Source organism: Thermoactinomyces sp. CICC 10521, from assembly GCF_016055135.1.
Taxonomy (GTDB): Bacteria; Bacillota; Bacilli; order Thermoactinomycetales; family Thermoactinomycetaceae; genus Thermoactinomyces_A; species Thermoactinomyces_A daqus.
Genome location: NZ_JAECVZ010000018.1, coordinates 1 through 18,060 on the forward strand (window position 1 = coordinate 1; position 18,060 = coordinate 18,060).

The window sequence follows — 18,060 nt, forward strand, 5'->3', positions numbered from 1 at the left end:
GATGAATTCGTCCTGAACATAGAAACCTTCCTTCGGAATGTTTTTTTATACCTTTTCAACAAAAAAGGCTGTTGACCTTCTTTGTCAACAACCTCAGCTTGTGCCCGATTTCGGCACAAGCTTTTCTAGTCTTCAAACAGGTTACCCAGACCTCCAAGAATACTTCCCTCATCTTTTTTTCCGTAATTGGCGGCAGCAAAAACGCGGCTGGCCAGCCGGCTGAACGGCAGCGATTGAATCCACACTTTCCCCGGCCCTTTCAATGTCGCGAAAAAGAGGCCTTCCCCGCCGAACAGGGCCGTTTTGAATCCCCCGACAAAGCGGATGTCATAATCGACCGTCGGCGTCATCGCAACCAGACATCCCGTATCGACGCGCAGCAGTTCACCCGGCCCCAGTTCCTTCTCCACAATCGTGCCGCCGGCGTGAATAAATGAGAGTCCGTCCCCTTCCAGTTTTTGCATAATAAAGCCTTCCCCGCCAAAAAATCCGGTTCCCAGCCGCCGCTGAAATTCAACACCGACTGAGACCCCCTTCGCCGCACAGAGAAAGGCATCCTTCTGGCAAATTACCTTGCCCCCGAGGGCAGCCAGGTCAAACGGAACGATTTTTCCGGGATACGGGGCAGCAAAGGTGAGATGCCTTTTCCCCTGCCCCGCATTGGTAAACACAGTCATAAACAGGCTTTCGCCCGTCAACAGCCTTTTGCCCGCACCGAACAGTTTGCCGACAAGCCCCTTACTGGACGAAGACCCGTCGCCAAAGATGGTCTCCATCTCGATTCCGTCTTCCATCATCATTAAACCGCCCGCTTCAGCGATCACGCTTTCACCCGGGTCCAGCTCGATTTCCACGCACTGCATGTCATCGCCATAAATGCGGTATTCGATCTCATGTGATTGGGCCAATTCAGTCAGCTCCTTGAAATCGCGATCTTTTTTGAGAACGGCAATGGAACCTCCGCTGTTCCGCCCCTTTGCCTGCATTTTTCACGCTATTATTTTAACCTATTTCACCGCTTCATTCCCTATTCTTTCATTCTCGGATCAAACAAGTCCCTCAGGCCATCTCCCAACAGGTTGAAACCGAGTACGGTGCACACAATCGCCAGTCCCGGAAAAATCATCGTCCAAGGAGCCAATTGAATAAATTCGCGGGAATCGGACAGCATCGTCCCCCACTCGGGTTGAGGCGGCTGTGCACCCAATCCGAGGAAGCCGAGAGCGGCCGCTTCAATGACGGCTGTCGCAAATCCCAATGTGCCCTGCACCAAGATCGGCGACCAGCAGTTGGGCAAAATATGTTTCCATAAAATCCGGCTGTTTTTCATCCCCATGGCCCGTGCCGCCAGGATAAAATCTTCTTCCTTGACCGACAGCACGCGTGACCGCATCAGCCGTCCGAAGGCGGGAATATTGATGACGGCAACGGCAATCATCGCATTGTTCAACCCCGGCCCCAAGATGGCCACAATGGCAATGGCCAGCAAAATGCTGGGGAAGGCGAGCAAAATATCAAAAATGCGGGAGATAATCGTATCCCGCCATCTGCCGTAGTAACCGGCAATCAGGCCGAGGAAGCTGCCGATCACAATCGAACCGGCAATCGCAAAAAAACCGACTTGAAGTGAGATGCGCGCTCCGTAAATGACGCGGGTAAAAATATCCCTCCCCATATCATCCGTCCCGAACCAATGGCTGGCCGAAGGTGAAGCCAATAAGGCGCTGCTGCGCTGGTCATACTGATACGGGGTGATGACAGGAGCAAACACAGCCAGCAAAATAAAGAGGATAATGATGACACTGCCGATCGCGGCCGAACGATGCCGCCAGAATGCCCGCAAAAAATACCTGACTGGCGATTCATGGATGGAGGGGGCATAATCGATCGATGTGACAGAAGAATTTTCATTCATCTCCGGCAATGATGGCATGGAACATCAATCCTTCCCGTATTGAATGCGCGGATCGATCCAAGCGTAAATCAGATCGACCAGCAGGTTGATCACCACGAAAATCGTCGCCAGCACGAGAATGCCGGATTGAATAACCGGGTAATCGCGCTGCCCAATCGCATCGTAAATATACCGCCCCACTCCCGGCCAACTGAAAATCGTCTCCGTCAAGACCGCACCGCCGAGCAGCAACCCCATTTGCAAGCCGGCCACCGTCAATACCGGGATGCAGGCATTTTTCAACGTATGTTTGTACACCACCCAAAATTCGGACAATCCCTTGGCGCGGGCTGTCCGCACAAAATCGGAGCGGAGCACCTCCAGCACACTGGACCGGGTCATCCTGGCGATGATCGCCATCGGTATCGTTCCCAGCGCGACTGCCGGCAAAATCAAATGCATCATCACATCTCCCAAGACGGTGAAATCTCCGCTGAACAGGGAATCAAGCACATAAAATCCCGAAAATCCCTCAAAGCCGAGGCGCGGATCAATTCGTCCGCTGGAAGGAAATATTCCCAGCTTCTGCGCAAACAGCCACTGCTCCATCAAACCCAGCCAGAAGACCGGAATCGAGACACCGAGGAGAGCAACCACCATCCCGGAATAATCCAGCCATGAATTTTGTCTCCAGGCCGATAAAATTCCCAGATTAACACCAAAAAAGATGGCAATCGCCATCGCCGCCAGCGAAAGCTCTGCCGTCGCAGCCAGATAGGGCTGAATCTCTTCGGAAATCGGGACATGGGTGATGAGGGAAGTACCCAAATTTCCATGCAGCAAATCATTGACATAAAGGAAATATTGTTTGTAAAAAGGCTGATCCAGTCCCAGATTATGCCTGATTTCCGCCAACTCCTGCGGAGACGCTTTCTCCCCGGCAATGGTTTTTGCCGGATCTCCGGGAATCGCATGGACGATGGCAAACGTAACGAGCGACATCCCGATGAGGACGGGAATCAGCATGAAAATCCGGCGAATTGTATAGGCTAACATCGTTTCCTTCCACCTCGTTGTTGGCTATGTCGAAAGTGGCATTGCCCCACGCAAGAGCAATGCCACTCCTGGCCCGATCTTTTACTTCAAATCCACATTTTCCAGGTAGAGCGTTGAGGTCGGGTGCGGGATAAACCCGGTTACTTCTTTTTTGGCTGCATAAGGTACGGTCGCATGAACCAGCGGTACCCACGGCGCATCGTTTTTAATGATTTCCTGCGCTTGCTGATAAAGTTTCGTCCGTTCCTCCTGATCGCTGGAACGCTGCGCCTTGATCAACAGATCGTGCAACGGATCGCTTTTATAGAAGGCGATGTTTCCCGCATCGGGCGTACGCGTATTGTCTTTGTCGAGGAGCACGTACAGGAAGTTGTCCGGGTCGCCGTTATCCCCGTTCCACCCGAAGAGAGCCATCGAATGCTCCCCTTTTCCGGTGCGGTCCAGGTACGTCTGCCAGTCATAGGTGACGATTTTCGTTTTTACGCCGATTTTGGCGAAGTCGGCCTGCATATACTCCGCTACTTTTTTGCCGTCCGGCAGATAGGGGCGCGGTTCGGTCGGAGCATAGAAATCGACTTCAAAACCATTGGGGTAGCCCGCTTCAGCCAAGAGTTTTTTCGCTTTATCAAGATTGAATTCATAATCCTTGATTTTGCCGTTATAGCCCCACATAAACGGAGGAATCGGATTGACCGCCGGTTCGGCCAGACCGGAATAAAAGCTTTTGATAATCCCTTCTTTGTTGACGGCATAATTGAGCGCCTGTCTCACTTTCGGATTGTCAAACGGTTTCTTCTGAGTGTTAAAAGCCAGATAAGCCACATTCATCCCCGGCTGGTTAAACAGTTGCAGGTTGCTGTCCCCTTTCACCAGTCCGACCGAGTTCGGGTTCAGGCCGTCCATGATATCGATATCTCCCGATTTCAGCGCGGTCAAGCGGGCGGTGTTATCCGGAATGGAGCGGAAAATCACTTGTTCCAGCTTGGGATAACCTTTTCGCCAATAGTCCTTGTTTTTCTTCAACGTAATATGATCGTTCTTTTTCCATTCCACGAAGACAAAGGGACCGGTTCCCACGGGTTTTTGTGCAAATTGTTCAGGTCCTTCCTTTTTGATGGCGGTCGGCGAAGCAATGCCAAACGGGGACATGGCCAGGTTGCTCAAAAACGGGCCCTGCGGATAGTTGAGATCAAACTCAACCGTGTATTCGTCCAATGCTTTGACATCTTTAATAACTGCACCTTTATCCCCTTTGAATCCGCCAAACATATAACCGAAGTAAGGGAATTCCCCTCCTTTGTGGTAGGGGTTGTTTTTATCCATCCAGCGCTCGAAGTTAAACACGACGGCATCAGCGTTAAACGGGGTTCCGTCCTGAAATTTGACGCCTTGGCGCAGTTTGAACGTCCACTTTAAGCCATCAGGGCTAGTTGTCCAGCTCTCCGCCAAAGACGGCTCCACCTTGGTCGATGTCGGTTCATATCTGACCAGCGTATCAAAAATCTGTTCAGTGACATGGAGGGATTCGCCGTCCGTCACTTGAATCGGATCAAGCAGTTTGGAGTCGGCTCCGCGGCCATAGATCAAGGTTTTTTCCTGGCTGCCCGCTTTATTGTTGGAACATCCCGCTAAAAATGATGATAAAACCAGAATAAAAGTGAAACAGAATATCCAAAGCCGTTTTGGCATATAAGCATCCTCCTTTAAATGGATTCATCATGTTTTTGGATTGCCGGACGATCCCTTTGGCGACTCACCTCCTTTTCAAACTATTGATCAAGCAGATGGCAGGCAACCTGATGGCCGCCGCCTGCATCTTTCATCTCCGGACGGACTTCTTTGCAGACATCCATGGCGTAGGGGCAGCGCGGATGAAACGCGCAACCGAGCGGCGGATTGGCCGGGCTGGGCACGTCGCCGGACAGGATGATTCGCTCCTTCCCGGCATCCGGATCGGGAATCGGCACGGCGGACATCAAGGCCTGGGTGTAAGGATGAAGCGGATTGCGATACAACTCGTCCCGTCCGGCCAGTTCCACCATCCGTCCCAGATACATCACGCCGACCCGGGTGCTGATATGTTTCACCACGCTCAAATCATGAGCGATAAAGATATAGGTAAGTTCAAATTGCTCCTGCAAATCCATCATCAAATTAAGCACTTGCGACTGAATCGACACATCCAATGCCGATACCGGTTCATCGGCAACGATCAGTTTCGGCTTGGTGGAAAGCGCGCGGGCAATGCCGATCCGCTGCCGCTGGCCGCCGCTGAACTGATGTGGGTAACGGTTCATGTGAAACTTGTCCAGCCCGACCACCTTCAGCAGTTCCTCCACTTGTTCTTTTCGTTCCTTCGCTCCTCCCAGTCCATGAACGATAAGCGGTTCTTCCAAAATCTTCCCAATTCTCTGCCTCGGATTCAGAGAAGCAAACGGATCCTGAAACACCATCTGCATTTCCCGCCGCGCTTTTCGCATCTCTTCCGGAGAGTATTGCAAGATCGACTTTCCTTCAAATTCAACCTCGCCCGCCGTCGGCTCATACAGTCGGAGTATCGTCCGTCCGGTGGTGGATTTGCCGCAACCGCTCTCCCCCACCAGCCCGAGTGTCTCCCCTTTTTCCACAGTGAAACTGACATCGTCAACGGCCTTTATTTCTCCAATCTTTTTGCCGAAAATGCCGCCGCGGATCGGAAATGTTTTCTTCAGGTTACGAACGCTCATGAGCGCCATGATCGATTGCCTCCTTTTGATTCAAGAAACAGCGGCTGAAATGCTTTTCATCCACTTTCACGATTTCAGGTTCCTCTTTGCGGCAGATCTCCATTGCAAATTCACATCTCGGGGCAAAGCGGCAACCGGCGGGCAAATTGAACGGACTGGGGACTTGCCCGGGGATGGCGTATAGCCGCTTCTTTTGCTCGTCCAGTTTGGGAATCGACTTTAACAGGCCTTGTGTATAGGGATGAGCGGGATTTTTAAACAGGCGCCTCTGGTCTGCTTCTTCCGCCACCTGCCCCGCATACATCACGATAATGCGGTCGCACATTTCCGCCACGACTCCCAAATCATGGGTGATCAACAAAACCGAGGTGCCGAATTCCTCATTCAAGGATTTCATCAAATCCAAAATTTGCGCTTGAATGGTCACATCGAGCGCGGTCGTCGGTTCATCGGCAATCAGCAGGCGCGGGCGCAGCACCATGGCCATGGCGATCATCACCCGCTGGCGCATTCCCCCGGACAGCTGGTGCGGATACTCATCCAATACCCCTTCGCGGGCAATGCCCACTTTTTTCAGGATGTCCAGCGCCCTCTCCCTGGCGGCTTTTTTGGAGATCTTCTCATGGGTGCGAATGGCTTCGATGAGTTGGTTCCCGATTGTAAACAGCGGGTTGAGCGAGGTCATCGGTTCCTGAAAAATCATGGCGATCTCTTTGCCGCGAAGTTGACGCATCTGTTTATTGTTTAACTTAGTCAAATCTTGCCCCGCAAAAATAATGGAACCATCAACAATTTTGCCCGGGGGCTTTGGCACTAACCCCATAATCGCCAGTGAGGTTACACTTTTTCCACATCCCGATTCTCCAACCAAGCCGACAATCTCGCCTTTTTGCACGGTAAGATCCAGCCCGTCCACCGCCCTGACCACGCCTTTATCCGTAAAAAAATGCAACTTCAGGTGCTTAATTTCCAAAACAGGTTGGGCCAAAGAGATCACCTCGGATTATAGTTTGAACCATTTATCTATTAATCATTTTTTATAATGTATAAAAATAATGTCAATTAATTATATTCTATCTACAAATCAAAAAAACCTTCTGTAGGAAAATAGTTTATTTACCCGCGTCATAAAGCCAGCGGCTGCCAACCGTCACCAGCCATCATTTGTTAAACATAACTGGACGAGCTTCCCCCGGCATCATTTTTTTGCTCTTCCCTTAAGCTGTGAAAATGGCGGGTGCTAATCTTCAAAACCGTACCGTTTTCGATCCTTGACGGCTTTCCCGGAAAGTCCACGAATGATCACAGTCATTTCACCCGGGCAAAACATAAAGCACCGATCCCCAGATCATCGGAGAATCGGTGCCGGCTCGGGATGTTATTTTCCTTGGTGCAACCGGTGCGCCATATGCAAAACAGGGCCCACAAACCGGTTCAGCGGGAAACCATGGCGAATTGCCTCCGTAATGAATGCTTTGGCCGTGAACACTGCCTCCCTGACCGATTTGCCCTTGGCCAGTTCTGCCGTAATTGCGGCCGAATAAGTGCACCCCGCCCCATGTGTATAAGTGGTCTCGATGCGTTCGCTCTCCAGGACTTCAAACGTCTCCCCGTCGTAAAATACGTCGACGGCCTTCTCATGCTGCAATTTGCCGCCGCCCTTTACCAGGACATATTTCGCCCCCGACTCATAGATCTTTTGCGCGGCGGCTTTCATATCCTCCACCGTGTTCAGCGCCCCCAGTCCGCTGAGCTGTCCGGCTTCAAACAGGTTGGGAGTGGCAACAGTCGCCTTGGGAACGAGAATTTCCCTTAATGCATCCGCCAATTCAGGGTGAAGCACCTCATCGGTTCCCTTGCAGACCATCACCGGGTCGACGACGGCCGGAATATTTTGCGATGCGATCACCTCTGCGGCAATCTCAATGATTTCAACCGATCCGAGCATCCCCGTCTTCAGCGCATCCACCCCGATTCCCTGCAATATCGTTTTCAACTGAGCTTTCAGGGTCGGGATCGGAACGGGAAATACCTGATGGTTCCAATCCTGGTCAGGATCCATTGCCACAATCGTGGTCAGCGCAGTCATGCCATAGACCCCGCGTTCCTGAAATGTTTTCAAGTCGGCCTGAATGCCTGCTCCGCCACTGCTGTCCGAACCGGCAATGGTTAATGCTTTCACTGGCTTAGTCATCAAAATCGGCCCTTTCCATGCTGTAACCTCATGTTTGTCTATTATCATTTAACCCCATCATAATCGATGATTCCGTCAACGTAAACCATGCATTTCCCCGCTATGGGAAATCCATCCTCCTCCGGTTCCGGCCGCGATTGGCGATTCCCCAATCCTGATGGGCGTGATAGAATGAAAGGCATGGACGATGGAGGGATAAAAATGAGCGACAAAATCGATCTTTCACGTTATGTCTCAAATTTGGATCAAAACGTTTATGCCATCTACAACCTGCCGGAAGAAGTGATCGCCGTCATTTTTGCTTATGTCAGCCGGAGCCCGGCCAGCTTCCGGGAAAATTTGGCCAAACTGCTGGCCGACGACGAATTGGCGGTCGGCGTAAATGCAGGCGGACTTGCAGGCACTTATTCCGAAAAAGCCGCCCGTTTCCACGAAAAATGGGTGGTTGGCTACGGGCATTCGAGTGTGGCGGAACACGCTGTCGCCCATATCGGAATCGAAAAAATCAGCCGCCTTGCTTCGGCCGAACTGGAACTGGCCAACTCGTTTAACAGCTTTACCGAATACAGCCAGCGCTATCAGCGTCCCAAACGAGGCGATTTTTATATCCCGCAAGAGCTCAGGGCCCATCCCGATCTCGAAGCGCGTTTCATCTCCATCAACGAAAAAGCATATGACACCTATGAAAAACTGATGCACGGTCTGATGCAGTTCCTGCCGCAAAAATTTCCGCGGTCAGAACATGAATCCGAGCGGGCCTATCGCTCCCGCATTGAAAAAATCGCATTTGAAGATGCCCGTTATGTGTTGACGTTAGCCACCCTGACCAACCTGGGGCTGACTGGAAACGGACGCGCTCTCCGCGATACGCTGGTTCGGCTATTATCCAGCCCTCATGCTGAATCGCGTCAATTGGCGCGGGCAATGGAGAGAGAGATCAGCCAGGTGATCCCCACCCTGCTCAAATACGTAAAACCGAACGAATATCTGCTGAAAACCAGGGAAGCACTCCAATTGCGTTTTGCGCAAAGCAAGCTCCCCCGGCATCCGGTCAGTGGTCCCCATGCCCGTTTCATTTCGATGCCGGCCTACGAAGACGCGTTGCGCAAACTGGCGACTGCGCTCCTCATCAGCCAGAGTCCGCTCTCGTATGAAGAAGCGAGCGCCCGCGCAAACAGGTACACATCGGCTGAACTGGAACAGATCGCCGAAGAGGCCCTCGTTCACCTGCGCTTTTTCGACAATCCGATCGGCGAATTTGACCATCTCACCTACCAAATGGAAATGGTCGTTTCCGAAGCCAACTGGCATCAATTGCTGCGCCACAACCGCCGCACCCATTTCAGCTTCGGCGAGCCCACGATCCGTTTGGGCCGGACCATTCCCCCTCATGTGTCCGAAGCCGGTCTCAGCGAAATGTTCCAAGCCCTGCTCGAAGAAGTGGAAGAAGGATTCAACGCGATCGCTTCTGTCTGTCCGGAAGCGGCTCCCTATCTGGTTACAAACAGCCATCACCGGCAAATCTTTGCGACAGTCAGCCTGTGGGAATTGTACCATCTGATCAATTTGCGCACCTCTCCGGAAGCACAATGGGATATCCGGGCGACCTTTGAACAGCTTCTGAAAGAACTGAAGGCAAACCAACCGATTCTCGCCAAGTATGCACAACGGCGGATGCCTTCCGCCTGAGGGAAGACGGGTGCAGAGAGGCACCCCCTTCCCTTTATAAGACGAATGTTGAAAACAGATTTTTTCCTTCCGCTTTGCCTCTTTTCCCTGCCAAACGCTATAATATAAGTAATGAGAACAGAGAGGAGGCCTTCCCTCCATGTCAAAATTATTTGAAGCATTTATATCAGCCAACGACCTTCAGGCGATCAACAAGAATAAATTGTTCAACGAAATGCTCCGCTCCTTCAAGAAACTCGGCCTCACCCATAATAATGAGCTCAAAGCCGTCATTCTTGATATTGATACCTATGAACAGCTGGTGGACCGTCTGGAGGAACTGGAAGAAATGCAGGAGGATATCCAACTGGCCCATAACCTGAGCGAACGCCTGCAACTGCCGAAAGAAAATTGGCTGGAGAAACCGAATCATACGCCGAGAATGGAATTCTTACGTTCAATGGAGAAAGGATCTTCTACATGATTAAAGAGGTATATCATCCCCTTTTTTCCGAAGACCTTTCCTTGTTGGCATCCATGATGAACAAAAAGCGTTTTAATGAATGCCTGCAACAGATCGACCGCGCCATCGACCAGGTCATCCGTCATCCCTTCAAAGCTGCGCCGCTTAAATATGCACCCTTAACCGGATATTACAAGAAAAAATTTTTTTCCGTCGCCCGCCCCCGCAGAAAACAGCGCCCCGATCTTCGCTTGATCTACCGCTTCAATCCCGAAGAAAACACGATTTATTTTCTCGCAGTCGGCTTACGCCTCGCCCAACGGCCGCAAAATCCACACGATGTCTACCAACGCGCCCGAAAACGGAATCTGATTGATTGGGGGGAATGACAAAATGCGGACGGAAGCAAATCAAAAAGCATAAAATCCGCCTGAAAACACTCCGGCAGGAGCCCTGTCAGGCGGATTTTGTCTCTTTGCTTATTCTTCTTGCGCTTCCATCCCCATGCCCTGAACGATGACCGATTTCACAACCCAAGTCTCACCATCCTTGACACAGGGAAATCTCAGATCCAACCCTTCGTGATAAAGATAGAGATGCGTTTTGGTTTCCAAGAGCACACGGCTGTCCCGAATGACTTGTTCGATCTCCCTCCCGCTCCAATCCTTTCCCAAACGCTGGGCCAAACGCTCGCGCATATGACGGGAAAATTCGATCTTTCGTTTGTTAAAGAGAATCCCTCACTTGTTCCACTTCTTTAAGAAAATGATAAACCAAATCCCGCTTAAAAACCGGCAATATTTTCATCATCGACAATGTAAACCGGAACACCCCCACCTCATTAACCATTTCTTCTACTTTCTTTTTTGATTCATCGGAGATAATGCCGAATTCCTTGGACAGGAAATGAATAATTTCCTTTGTCTCATCAGGCGGCTGCACCTTCGAGCTATGGTCGGGCAGCTTCTCCTTAAGGACTTCAAGGTCAGCAAAAGCTTCATGAACCGTCAGATTTTCATCCAGGCGAAATTCAATCTTATTATCTTCCTTCACTTCCTTTACCTTTGCCTCGATTACCTGTCCAACATGCAATTCCTGCTCTTTGGGGATATGGCGGTTATGGATTAATCCCGACAAGGCAAAAGGGTCCATCGTAACAACAAAGGCACCAAAATCAACAAGGCGGGTGATCCTCACCTTTACTTTACTGCCGACTTGATATTGCGGCACCAGTTTCGACGGCGAAGATTTTTTTATATATTCTGAAATGCGTTCATCCAAATCATATGGCTTGGCCATGTCTGCCCCCTCCTTTGGTGAGTTGATTATGATTGTAACCTGAAAGTGCTTTCATTGGCAATGTTTCTTTTCCATCCATCAAAAAAGTGACAAGCAGCTTCTGCCGGTCTCTTTCCATTCCCTTGCCGGTCCGGCCATAAGGGTCACCCCCTGCTCAAAGATTGACCTCCCAGTGTTTTCCACGCTTTTTCCTCTGCAGGAATGCGAATGTGAAACAGAATAAAAGCATTAAGAAGCGAAGCCCAAACCATGGTGGCATACGCACCGAACAAAATGGGGATCAAAATGAATTCGAGCATTACCACCACATAGTTGGGATGCCGCATCCAGCGGTAAGGACCGGTTGTTAGCGGGCGGCTTCCCGGAATGACAAAGATGCGCGTATTCCAAAACGTTCCCAACGAGCAAATGCTCCAGAAGCGCAGTCCCTGTACCAGCACCAGGCAGAAAAAAGGGATCGGCCACCATTGCGGCGCTCTGCTCCCAAGATAAAAATGCTCCACCAGAATTCCGGCAAAAAAGAGCAGATGCATCAGCACAATGAGCGGATAATGGCTTCCCGCCATTTCCACCGCCCCCCTTTCCCGGAGCAAACGGGCATTTCTCCGGGACAACCGCAGTTCCCAACATCGTTGTCCGAGCAAAATAATCAGCAGTAACAGGGATCCGTCCAACTTCATTTAACCTCTTCCTTCATCTTTTCATTCTCTGCAACCAATCGTCCGGAAATGAACAGGTTCGGCAGGTTCGGTTCCCATTTCAGCAACACCATCTCCAGGCTGAAGCCCGGCCCCATCGCTGCCATCAATCCGTTCGTTCCCGTCCACCCTCCTTGCGTCACCGTTTTTTCCAGGACAAACAGCACGGTGGCGGATGACATATTCCCATAATCCCGTAAAACTTCATAAGACATTTTCAGCTTCTCTTTTTCTGTATGAAACGCTTCTGTATACGCCTCCAACACTTTCCTGCCGCCCGGATGCATGATAAAGGTGCCGATATTGCTCAAATCAAGCTCATGGCGCAGCAAAAAAGCATCGACGACCGGACGCACCCTTGCCCGCACCAATGCAGGGATATCCCGGGAAAACACAACCTTTAATCCGTCATCCTCCACATCCCACCCCATTACGTCAAGGGAATGGGGCCACATCATGCTCTGACTGTCCAAAATCTCCGGCCCGGTTTCGGAAAAGCAACCTGCGGCCTGATCACCGGCCACCAGCACTGCTGCCGCTCCATCGGCAAAAAGCGAGGTGGCGATCAAATTGCTTTTGGACTGATCCCGGTTCCGGAATGTTAAACCACAGCACTCCACAGCGAGCAAAAGAACATTTGCCTCCGGAAACGCCTTGGTATATTCATACGCACGTGCCAAACCGGCTACACCGCCGGCACAGCCCAGCCCCCAGATGGGCGTTCGCTTCATGGAGCCGGACATTTGCAGGCGGTTGATTAAATGAGCATCAATGCTAGGTGTGGACATCCCGGTCGTCGACACAAAAAACAGATGATCAATCTGTTCCGGTCCGATCCCGGCCTTGTCCAGACAGGAGCGGATGGCCTTCTCTCCCAGAGCGATGGCCGATTCCACATAAGCTTGGTTCTTTTCGGCAAAGGAATGGTTGCGCTCAAACCATTCCCGCGGTTTGCAAAATTTTCGCCGATCGATTGCGGCATTTTCAAATACAGTTAAAAACCGGTCAATATTCTGGAAGGACGGACCAAACAACTTTTTGGCAAAGGCGCGTACCTCTTCCTGTTTCACTTCATACTCGGGAACCGCCGTCCCAATCGCAATCAATCTGGGCATTTCGTGTCACCTTCAACTCCGTCTTTAATGTTATTTTTTTCCTTCCTCTGCTAATTATGCAGTCAATCGTTTTGCTTTTAAAAATCAAAAAAAGGCACCCGGATCAAATCCCGTCCGGATGCCTTTTGCGATCATAACAGCCACCGGCCAACTATTTTTTAAAAAAGCGAAAGCCATGTCCGATCAGATACCGAACACCGCCAAACAACACAGCCATCACCAATTTCAGTAAAACCCCGCCAGGGATAATTAAAAAGCCGACAATCCCCCATGCCACTGCTTTACTAATATTATGAAAAAAGAAAGCGGCAATTAACAAAATCAACAAGACGATTATTCCCAATGAAAGAGAATTGATCAAATCAAAAAACACAAAGGCCAAAAATATGATCTCAATTATATGAAACAAGTCTTTAAGTAGACCTAATATATTTCTAAAAACATGAAACAATCGGCTCCTCTCCCTTTCTAAGTAAAATAGAGACAAACCGGCCTGTGCCAGGCAAAGTGTAAATAGCCAGGTTCCTGTCTCAGGCCGGCTGATCAAAGAAAAATCCTAGTTGGCAGTTTGCGAGCGGTCATCCCGCTCGTCCCTTAAGTTGTCAAAGTTGAGATTTTCGTTCATATAGTCATAGATCTCCCTGTCCACGCTCTCGATGGGACGGACTTCATCCGAAGCCTGCATGATTTCCAGTCCCCATTCCAGCCCCCAATTCATCGCCTCATCTTTCTCCCGCGTGCGATGATCGGCTTTCTTGCCGTCAATCCGATAAACATAAGGAGGTTCATTGGAGACAACGCAGGTTGTGACATCGCTCCGCTGCCTGCGTTTCGTACGAATGTAAACAGCCGCATGCCGTACGGGCAATCGCTCCACGAACGACGCTTTGACATGTTTGCGGGTCAGGCTTTCCACTTCGTCGGAACCTTCCGTCTGGCCGCAGCTGAGCACCATGCCGATATTGGAGCGAATCGCCTGCATCAGTTGTTCATCTTCAAACTGGTCGATCTCGCGGGTGATTAAACCGATGCCAAATGAATACTTGCGGTCTTCCATCAAAATTTCAGTAATCAGAGGAATCTGCACCATATGGGCTTCATCGATCAGCATCAGGTGAAACTTGGACCCGGTCGGCCTCGTTCGTGCCACCTGATAATACTGATTGAGCAAGTGACCGGCTGTCACCCGCAGATCAAAATCTTTCAGTCCATACATGTCAACAAGAACGATATGTCCCTCTTCCATATATTTTCGAATATCCAGACTCATTTCTTTCTGGCAGAACAAACGGCGCAGCGTCGGGTTTTGCAGGATCCGCTCCACCCGGTCCAAAACGGGTTCCGCTTCTTTTTTCAGCTCATTTTCATCAACGTTTACCCAAAACCTTTTTACATAGGGATCTTGCACATTTCCGACAACTTTTCTCCGAAAGTCTCGATTTCGAAACAGATCGTCCACTCCGAGAATCGTGTGGGTTTGGTTATCTTCCAGCAAACTTTGAACGGCCATGCCCATCAAACGCTTGGTACGCATCAAGGCTTCTTCATCCTCTTCCCGTGTTACCAGAACGGTGGCGATCTGTTGGGCGATCTGGTTCGTGGGCAGATTCTTTACCCTGTGAAACAGATTGAGTGCAGGAACATGAGTGGTGTCATGAGACAAATTAAAATGATGGATTTTCTCACGGGGGATTTTGACACCGAACCGCTCAGCGATCCGCAAGCGGTTTTCAATGATGGGAATGATCTCCCGCGCCGGGTCGATAATGGTAAAACCCGGATTCTGCTCCGGATCTTCAAACCATTCATCCAAAATCGATTGAATCATCTCGACTGCCAGACTGGATTTCCCCATCCCGCTTGCCCCCGTCAGGATGAAGTGTTTACTCAATTGATCATACGAAACGCGCAATTCCCGTTTTTCCAGCGGGTGATGAACCTTCCCGATCAGCACGCCTTCATTCAATTCATCGGCTTTCAGGGAACGCTGGTTTGCTTGAAGGTGAACAATAAAACCGCGCGCATCTGGTCCTTCTTCCTTGGGTTCCTGGTAAATATAGTGATTGGCCGGCGGCAGATGGAATAAGTTGGCGATTTCATCACATGTCCACGTCATGATCGTAAAGGGAAAAGGGATGGGAATCAGATTGGCATCGGAAAGCGGATTCCACCAGTCATGGCGGATAAAGCGAATCGATCCGTCGTATTTCATTGCCGTTTCCACCGATTCGGCGGTTGAACGGATGACCGACACCGCGTTTTTGCTGTTCGACCACAAGGACAGGCGAACATGGAATGTCAATTCCCGACCGGTCAACCGCTGCATCAGACTGACCCGCCGCATCCGCTCTTCCGGATCCATATCCTTCATCCTCTTGTTTTTCAGACTGTCCACTGCATCTTCCGAACGTTCCTCCAACTCTTTCCAGCTGACCGGAGCAAACTGCAAATCCAGATACGAACCAGGGCGCAAACAGTTTAAAATACTACCCAGCTGACTTTGTTTGGTTTGCTGCAAAGAGGCCAGGGGCAATCCTTTGCTCCTTCCGAGTTGAAAGATGAAATGCCCGCCTGATCCGCCTTTTTGCGGCTGCGGAAATTGGTCATACGTGATATCGTGCAGTTCGGCCGATGGATAGACGCTGCGCAGGGTATCCTTCACGCTGTTTTCCTTGTCAATCGGATACGCCATGTAAATGCCGATTTCGTTGCTGTCCGGCGGAATGGCAAAGCGAAGGCGAAACCAAGGCCGTCCGTACTTCAGGCGCATGCGGATCGGGCGGATCATCCCGCCGAACGTCCGTGTCAGCTCGGAGATTTTGTCCAGATCCAACTGCGTATCGTCCGCCGGCAAAATGCGGAGATATTTCACCCCTTTTTCAGCCCGTTTGCGGTAATGGGACCGTGTAAACAGCTGGCTGCCAAAAAGGGCCAGCAGACCCAGAATCGCCAGGATGAGCAAAATCGGAAGCAATGCCAAAAGAGCCGTTCCCAACCATGAAAACAAATTTCCGATCGCTGATGTCGCTCGCTCTGCATGGTTCTGTTCATGGAAGAGGTTCGCCAATAACTTCCACAGATACAAGACACCGATGAACACCGCAAAACCGACGAGAAGATAAAAAAACCATTTGGCTATTTTGCTGAAGATATCGTCTCCGCCTTTTGGAACATTATTCCAAGGGAACAACAAAACCCCGCCTTTCCTAATAAATGATACAGGAAAATTCTCCCTCTCTGTGTCTCATCCCTTTTATCGTCTCAAAAGCAGTTGCGGATCAATCAACTGTCCGTTTTTATGCACTTCAAAATGCAAATGCGGCCCGGTACTCCATCCGTTTGAACCAACCTCGGCAATCACTTGCCCTTTACCCACTTTCTGCCCGACCTGCACTTTCACATGCTCGGGATACATATGGGCATAAAGAGTCTGCCAACCATTTCCGTGATCGATTACGATAATCCAGCCGTAACCGCTGGACACCCTCGATTCAATGACCACTCCTCCGTCACTTGCCAAGATCGGTGTTCCCAGCGGCGCTCCGATATCGATTCCTTTATGCAGCTGAACCACCTTTTTGACTGGATCAAACCGGGTTCCAAATGTCGAGGTGATCCGCCCTCCAGACACAGGCCAGGCCAATTGCCCGGTCGCCAAGCCGGATCCTGCCCCGGTCACCACCGGATGGGCAAACTGTTCGGCATAACTTTTCACTTTCAATACATAATTTTCATAATCGTGATTGTACTGCCAAACCGCACCTCCGCGCGCAAACCAGTCTTCTCCAGGCTGGTGATTGGCAGCCAGGTATTTGGCCGTCGCATAAATCGCATCCTCAGGATTATAGGGATCGGCTTTTCCATCACCATTGGCATCCACACCGTATCCGCCATACTTTTGGATCAGGCGCGGATCGGTCAGGTTGACGGAGTCGGGCAAATCCCCCAATTTGCTTCCGCCTGGATAGCGCCAACCCAGCCAGGTTTTATCCATAAACTGCATTTGTCCTCTGGCCCCAACCGGACTTGTGCTGAGATTCCGGCCAAAATCCGTCTCCACCTTGTGAATTGCCGCTAAAATTTGCCAGGGGACACCGTACTTTTTGCCTGCCGCTTGGTATATCGGCAAATATTTTTTGGCTGCCTGCGGGAACCCCTGCGACACTTCCCACTGCGCATAAGGATCAGCGGATGAAGCTCTGTTTTGGCTGATGAACAAACTCGTGAAAATCGTGCCAAACACTGTGACAGCGAAAAAGAACATAACCGCGAAAACGGCCGCCGCGCTCAGGATCACCCACTTGACCTTGGAAGAAATCCGGTCATGAACAGCCCCGTAGATCCGTTCGGTCAGCACAGCGGATTCAGTCGAAGTCTCCACGTACTTCCGCCTCCTCCACCACCCAATGCTCACCCTCTTTGGCGAGTGACAGTTGATACACCCTTTCGACAGGCGTGAATTGTTGCCCCTTCTGTTCCTGTACAACCACTGCGCCGATGCAGGAAGCCGTCAATCCGCTTCCGCTGCATTGCAGGCGTTCAATCTTGCCAAAGGAAGTCGCTGTCAAACCATCGGCAGGACGGGCTGTCGCCTCTTCCTGCAAATACTGATAAAATTCCTTTCCGGTCAATCCATCCAAAGCGTGCAGCCACTTGGACCGGTCACTGAAATCGATCGTCGTGTAAGCTCGGATAAAGCGATTGGCTGTTTCAGTCACGGCACTGAGCTCCTCCGGGGGCAGTGAGGAGACTGCCGCCGGTTCCGACGGTTCTGCCGAAGGTGCACTTGGTTCCGTTGCAGTCGGCCGGGGCTGGTCTGTCCAGCCCAGCTTCACCAATACAAAGCGCACGGCAAAACCAACCACGAGAAACACAACCAGCACAAAAACGAGGAGACGGCGGCGGTGGCTGGGCAAATCCGTCTGAAACATTTGCCGGCACTCCTTT

The 18,060-nt window shown here is 50.8% G+C and carries 18 protein-coding genes; 3 read left to right on the top strand and 15 right to left on the bottom strand.

Translation table 11 applies throughout. The annotated features are described in order from the left end of the window. Positions 1-125 precede the first annotated feature (125 nt). The 7 genes from I8U17_RS12360 to pdxK form a co-directional block, all read right to left on the bottom strand. Entirely contained in the window at positions 126-908 is a 783-nt protein-coding gene (locus I8U17_RS12360) for a TIGR00266 family protein (protein ID WP_033099599.1), read from the bottom strand. A gap of 119 nt (positions 909-1,027) precedes the next feature. Next, positions 1,028-1,915: a nickel transporter permease gene (gene nikC, locus I8U17_RS12365; protein ID WP_198059497.1), complete on the bottom strand. Its 888-nt coding sequence runs from the start codon at positions 1,913-1,915 to the stop codon at positions 1,028-1,030. Between the two features lie 24 nt (positions 1,916-1,939). Continuing rightward, entirely contained in the window at positions 1,940-2,950 is a 1,011-nt protein-coding gene (locus tag I8U17_RS12370) for an ABC transporter permease (protein ID WP_033099510.1), read from the bottom strand. Positions 2,951-3,031: 81 nt separating this feature from the next. Continuing rightward, positions 3,032-4,639, bottom strand: coding sequence for an ABC transporter substrate-binding protein (locus tag I8U17_RS12375; RefSeq protein WP_198056073.1), 1,608 nt, complete (start codon positions 4,637-4,639; stop codon positions 3,032-3,034). An 80-nt stretch (positions 4,640-4,719) separates the two neighbouring features. After that, positions 4,720-5,685, bottom strand: coding sequence for an ABC transporter ATP-binding protein (locus I8U17_RS12380; RefSeq protein WP_033099512.1), 966 nt, complete (start codon positions 5,683-5,685; stop codon positions 4,720-4,722). After that, a complete protein-coding gene (locus tag I8U17_RS12385) occupies positions 5,663-6,664 on the bottom strand; it encodes an ABC transporter ATP-binding protein (RefSeq protein WP_198056074.1) in 1,002 nt (333 codons plus the stop codon). Before I8U17_RS12385 ends, I8U17_RS12380 begins: the two co-directional genes overlap by 23 nt. A gap of 390 nt (positions 6,665-7,054) precedes the next feature. Then, positions 7,055-7,870, bottom strand: a complete 816-nt coding sequence (gene pdxK / locus I8U17_RS12390; RefSeq protein WP_033099514.1) for a pyridoxine/pyridoxal/pyridoxamine kinase — start codon at positions 7,868-7,870, stop codon at positions 7,055-7,057. A gap of 201 nt (positions 7,871-8,071) precedes the next feature. Here pdxK and I8U17_RS12395 point away from each other — a divergent pair, with 201 nt between their 5' ends. The 3 genes from I8U17_RS12395 to I8U17_RS12405 all read left to right on the top strand — a co-directional run bounded on the left by I8U17_RS12395 (position 8,072) and on the right by I8U17_RS12405 (position 10,390). Continuing rightward, complete coding sequence (locus I8U17_RS12395; protein WP_033099515.1) at positions 8,072-9,559, top strand: FAD-dependent thymidylate synthase; 1,488 nt, start codon at positions 8,072-8,074, stop codon at positions 9,557-9,559. A gap of 139 nt (positions 9,560-9,698) precedes the next feature. Beyond that, entirely contained in the window at positions 9,699-10,022 is a 324-nt protein-coding gene (locus tag I8U17_RS12400; RefSeq protein WP_033099516.1) for a hypothetical protein, read from the top strand. Then, positions 10,019-10,390: a type II toxin-antitoxin system RelE/ParE family toxin gene (locus tag I8U17_RS12405; protein ID WP_033099517.1), complete on the top strand. Its 372-nt coding sequence runs from the start codon at positions 10,019-10,021 to the stop codon at positions 10,388-10,390. Before I8U17_RS12400 ends, I8U17_RS12405 begins: the two co-directional genes overlap by 4 nt. A 90-nt stretch (positions 10,391-10,480) precedes the next feature. Here I8U17_RS12405 and I8U17_RS12410 read toward each other — a convergent pair whose 3' ends face one another. The 8 genes from I8U17_RS12410 to I8U17_RS12445 form a co-directional block, all read right to left on the bottom strand. Then, entirely contained in the window at positions 10,481-10,699 is a 219-nt protein-coding gene (locus tag I8U17_RS12410) for a hypothetical protein (RefSeq protein ID WP_033099518.1), read from the bottom strand. 28 nt (positions 10,700-10,727) lie between these two features. Then, the gene (locus tag I8U17_RS12415; RefSeq protein WP_198059482.1) at positions 10,728-11,300 is read right to left on the bottom strand and encodes a S1 RNA-binding domain-containing protein; all 573 of its coding nucleotides are present in this window, start codon (positions 11,298-11,300) and stop codon (positions 10,728-10,730) included. A 143-nt stretch (positions 11,301-11,443) separates the two neighbouring features. Further along, a complete protein-coding gene (locus I8U17_RS12420) occupies positions 11,444-11,980 on the bottom strand; it encodes an isoprenylcysteine carboxyl methyltransferase family protein (RefSeq protein WP_033099519.1) in 537 nt (178 codons plus the stop codon). Next, on the bottom strand, positions 11,977-13,113 hold the full coding sequence (locus I8U17_RS12425) for a type III polyketide synthase (protein WP_198059483.1): 1,137 nt from the start codon (positions 13,111-13,113) through the stop codon (positions 11,977-11,979). Before I8U17_RS12425 ends, I8U17_RS12420 begins: the two co-directional genes overlap by 4 nt. Positions 13,114-13,264: 151 nt before the next feature. Continuing rightward, a complete protein-coding gene (locus tag I8U17_RS12430; RefSeq protein WP_033099520.1) occupies positions 13,265-13,564 on the bottom strand; it encodes a hypothetical protein in 300 nt (99 codons plus the stop codon). A 105-nt stretch (positions 13,565-13,669) separates the two neighbouring features. After that, positions 13,670-16,303, bottom strand: coding sequence for a helicase HerA domain-containing protein (locus I8U17_RS12435; protein WP_198059484.1), 2,634 nt, complete (start codon positions 16,301-16,303; stop codon positions 13,670-13,672). Between the two features lie 63 nt (positions 16,304-16,366). After that, a complete protein-coding gene (locus I8U17_RS12440; RefSeq protein ID WP_198059485.1) occupies positions 16,367-17,494 on the bottom strand; it encodes a peptidoglycan DD-metalloendopeptidase family protein in 1,128 nt (375 codons plus the stop codon). Then, positions 17,478-18,044: a hypothetical protein gene (locus I8U17_RS12445; RefSeq protein WP_198056079.1), complete on the bottom strand. Its 567-nt coding sequence runs from the start codon at positions 18,042-18,044 to the stop codon at positions 17,478-17,480. Before I8U17_RS12445 ends, I8U17_RS12440 begins: the two co-directional genes overlap by 17 nt. Positions 18,045-18,060 lie beyond the last annotated feature (16 nt).

Bases quoted from the DNA above. Each gene is read 5' to 3' on its own strand.
- nikC (WP_198059497.1), bottom strand. From the start codon at position 1,915: ATGAATGAAAATTCTTCTGTCACATCGATCGATTATGCCCCCTCCATC.
- I8U17_RS12370 (WP_033099510.1), bottom strand. From the start codon at position 2,950: ATGTTAGCCTATACAATTCGCCGGATTTTCATGCTGATTCCCGTCCTC.
- I8U17_RS12375 (WP_198056073.1), bottom strand. From the start codon at position 4,639: ATGCCAAAACGGCTTTGGATATTCTGTTTCACTTTTATTCTGGTTTTA.
- I8U17_RS12380 (WP_033099512.1), bottom strand. From the start codon at position 5,685: ATGGCGCTCATGAGCGTTCGTAACCTGAAGAAAACATTTCCGATCCGC.
- pdxK (WP_033099514.1), bottom strand. From the start codon at position 7,870: ATGACTAAGCCAGTGAAAGCATTAACCATTGCCGGTTCGGACAGCAGT.
- I8U17_RS12395 (WP_033099515.1), top strand. From the start codon at position 8,072: ATGAGCGACAAAATCGATCTTTCACGTTATGTCTCAAATTTGGATCAA.
- I8U17_RS12400 (WP_033099516.1), top strand. From the start codon at position 9,699: ATGTCAAAATTATTTGAAGCATTTATATCAGCCAACGACCTTCAGGCG.
- I8U17_RS12405 (WP_033099517.1), top strand. From the start codon at position 10,019: ATGATTAAAGAGGTATATCATCCCCTTTTTTCCGAAGACCTTTCCTTG.
- I8U17_RS12410 (WP_033099518.1), bottom strand. From the start codon at position 10,699: ATGCGCGAGCGTTTGGCCCAGCGTTTGGGAAAGGATTGGAGCGGGAGG.
- I8U17_RS12415 (WP_198059482.1), bottom strand. From the start codon at position 11,300: ATGGCCAAGCCATATGATTTGGATGAACGCATTTCAGAATATATAAAA.
- I8U17_RS12420 (WP_033099519.1), bottom strand. From the start codon at position 11,980: ATGAAGTTGGACGGATCCCTGTTACTGCTGATTATTTTGCTCGGACAA.
- I8U17_RS12425 (WP_198059483.1), bottom strand. From the start codon at position 13,113: ATGCCCAGATTGATTGCGATTGGGACGGCGGTTCCCGAGTATGAAGTG.
- I8U17_RS12445 (WP_198056079.1), bottom strand. From the start codon at position 18,044: ATGTTTCAGACGGATTTGCCCAGCCACCGCCGCCGTCTCCTCGTTTTT.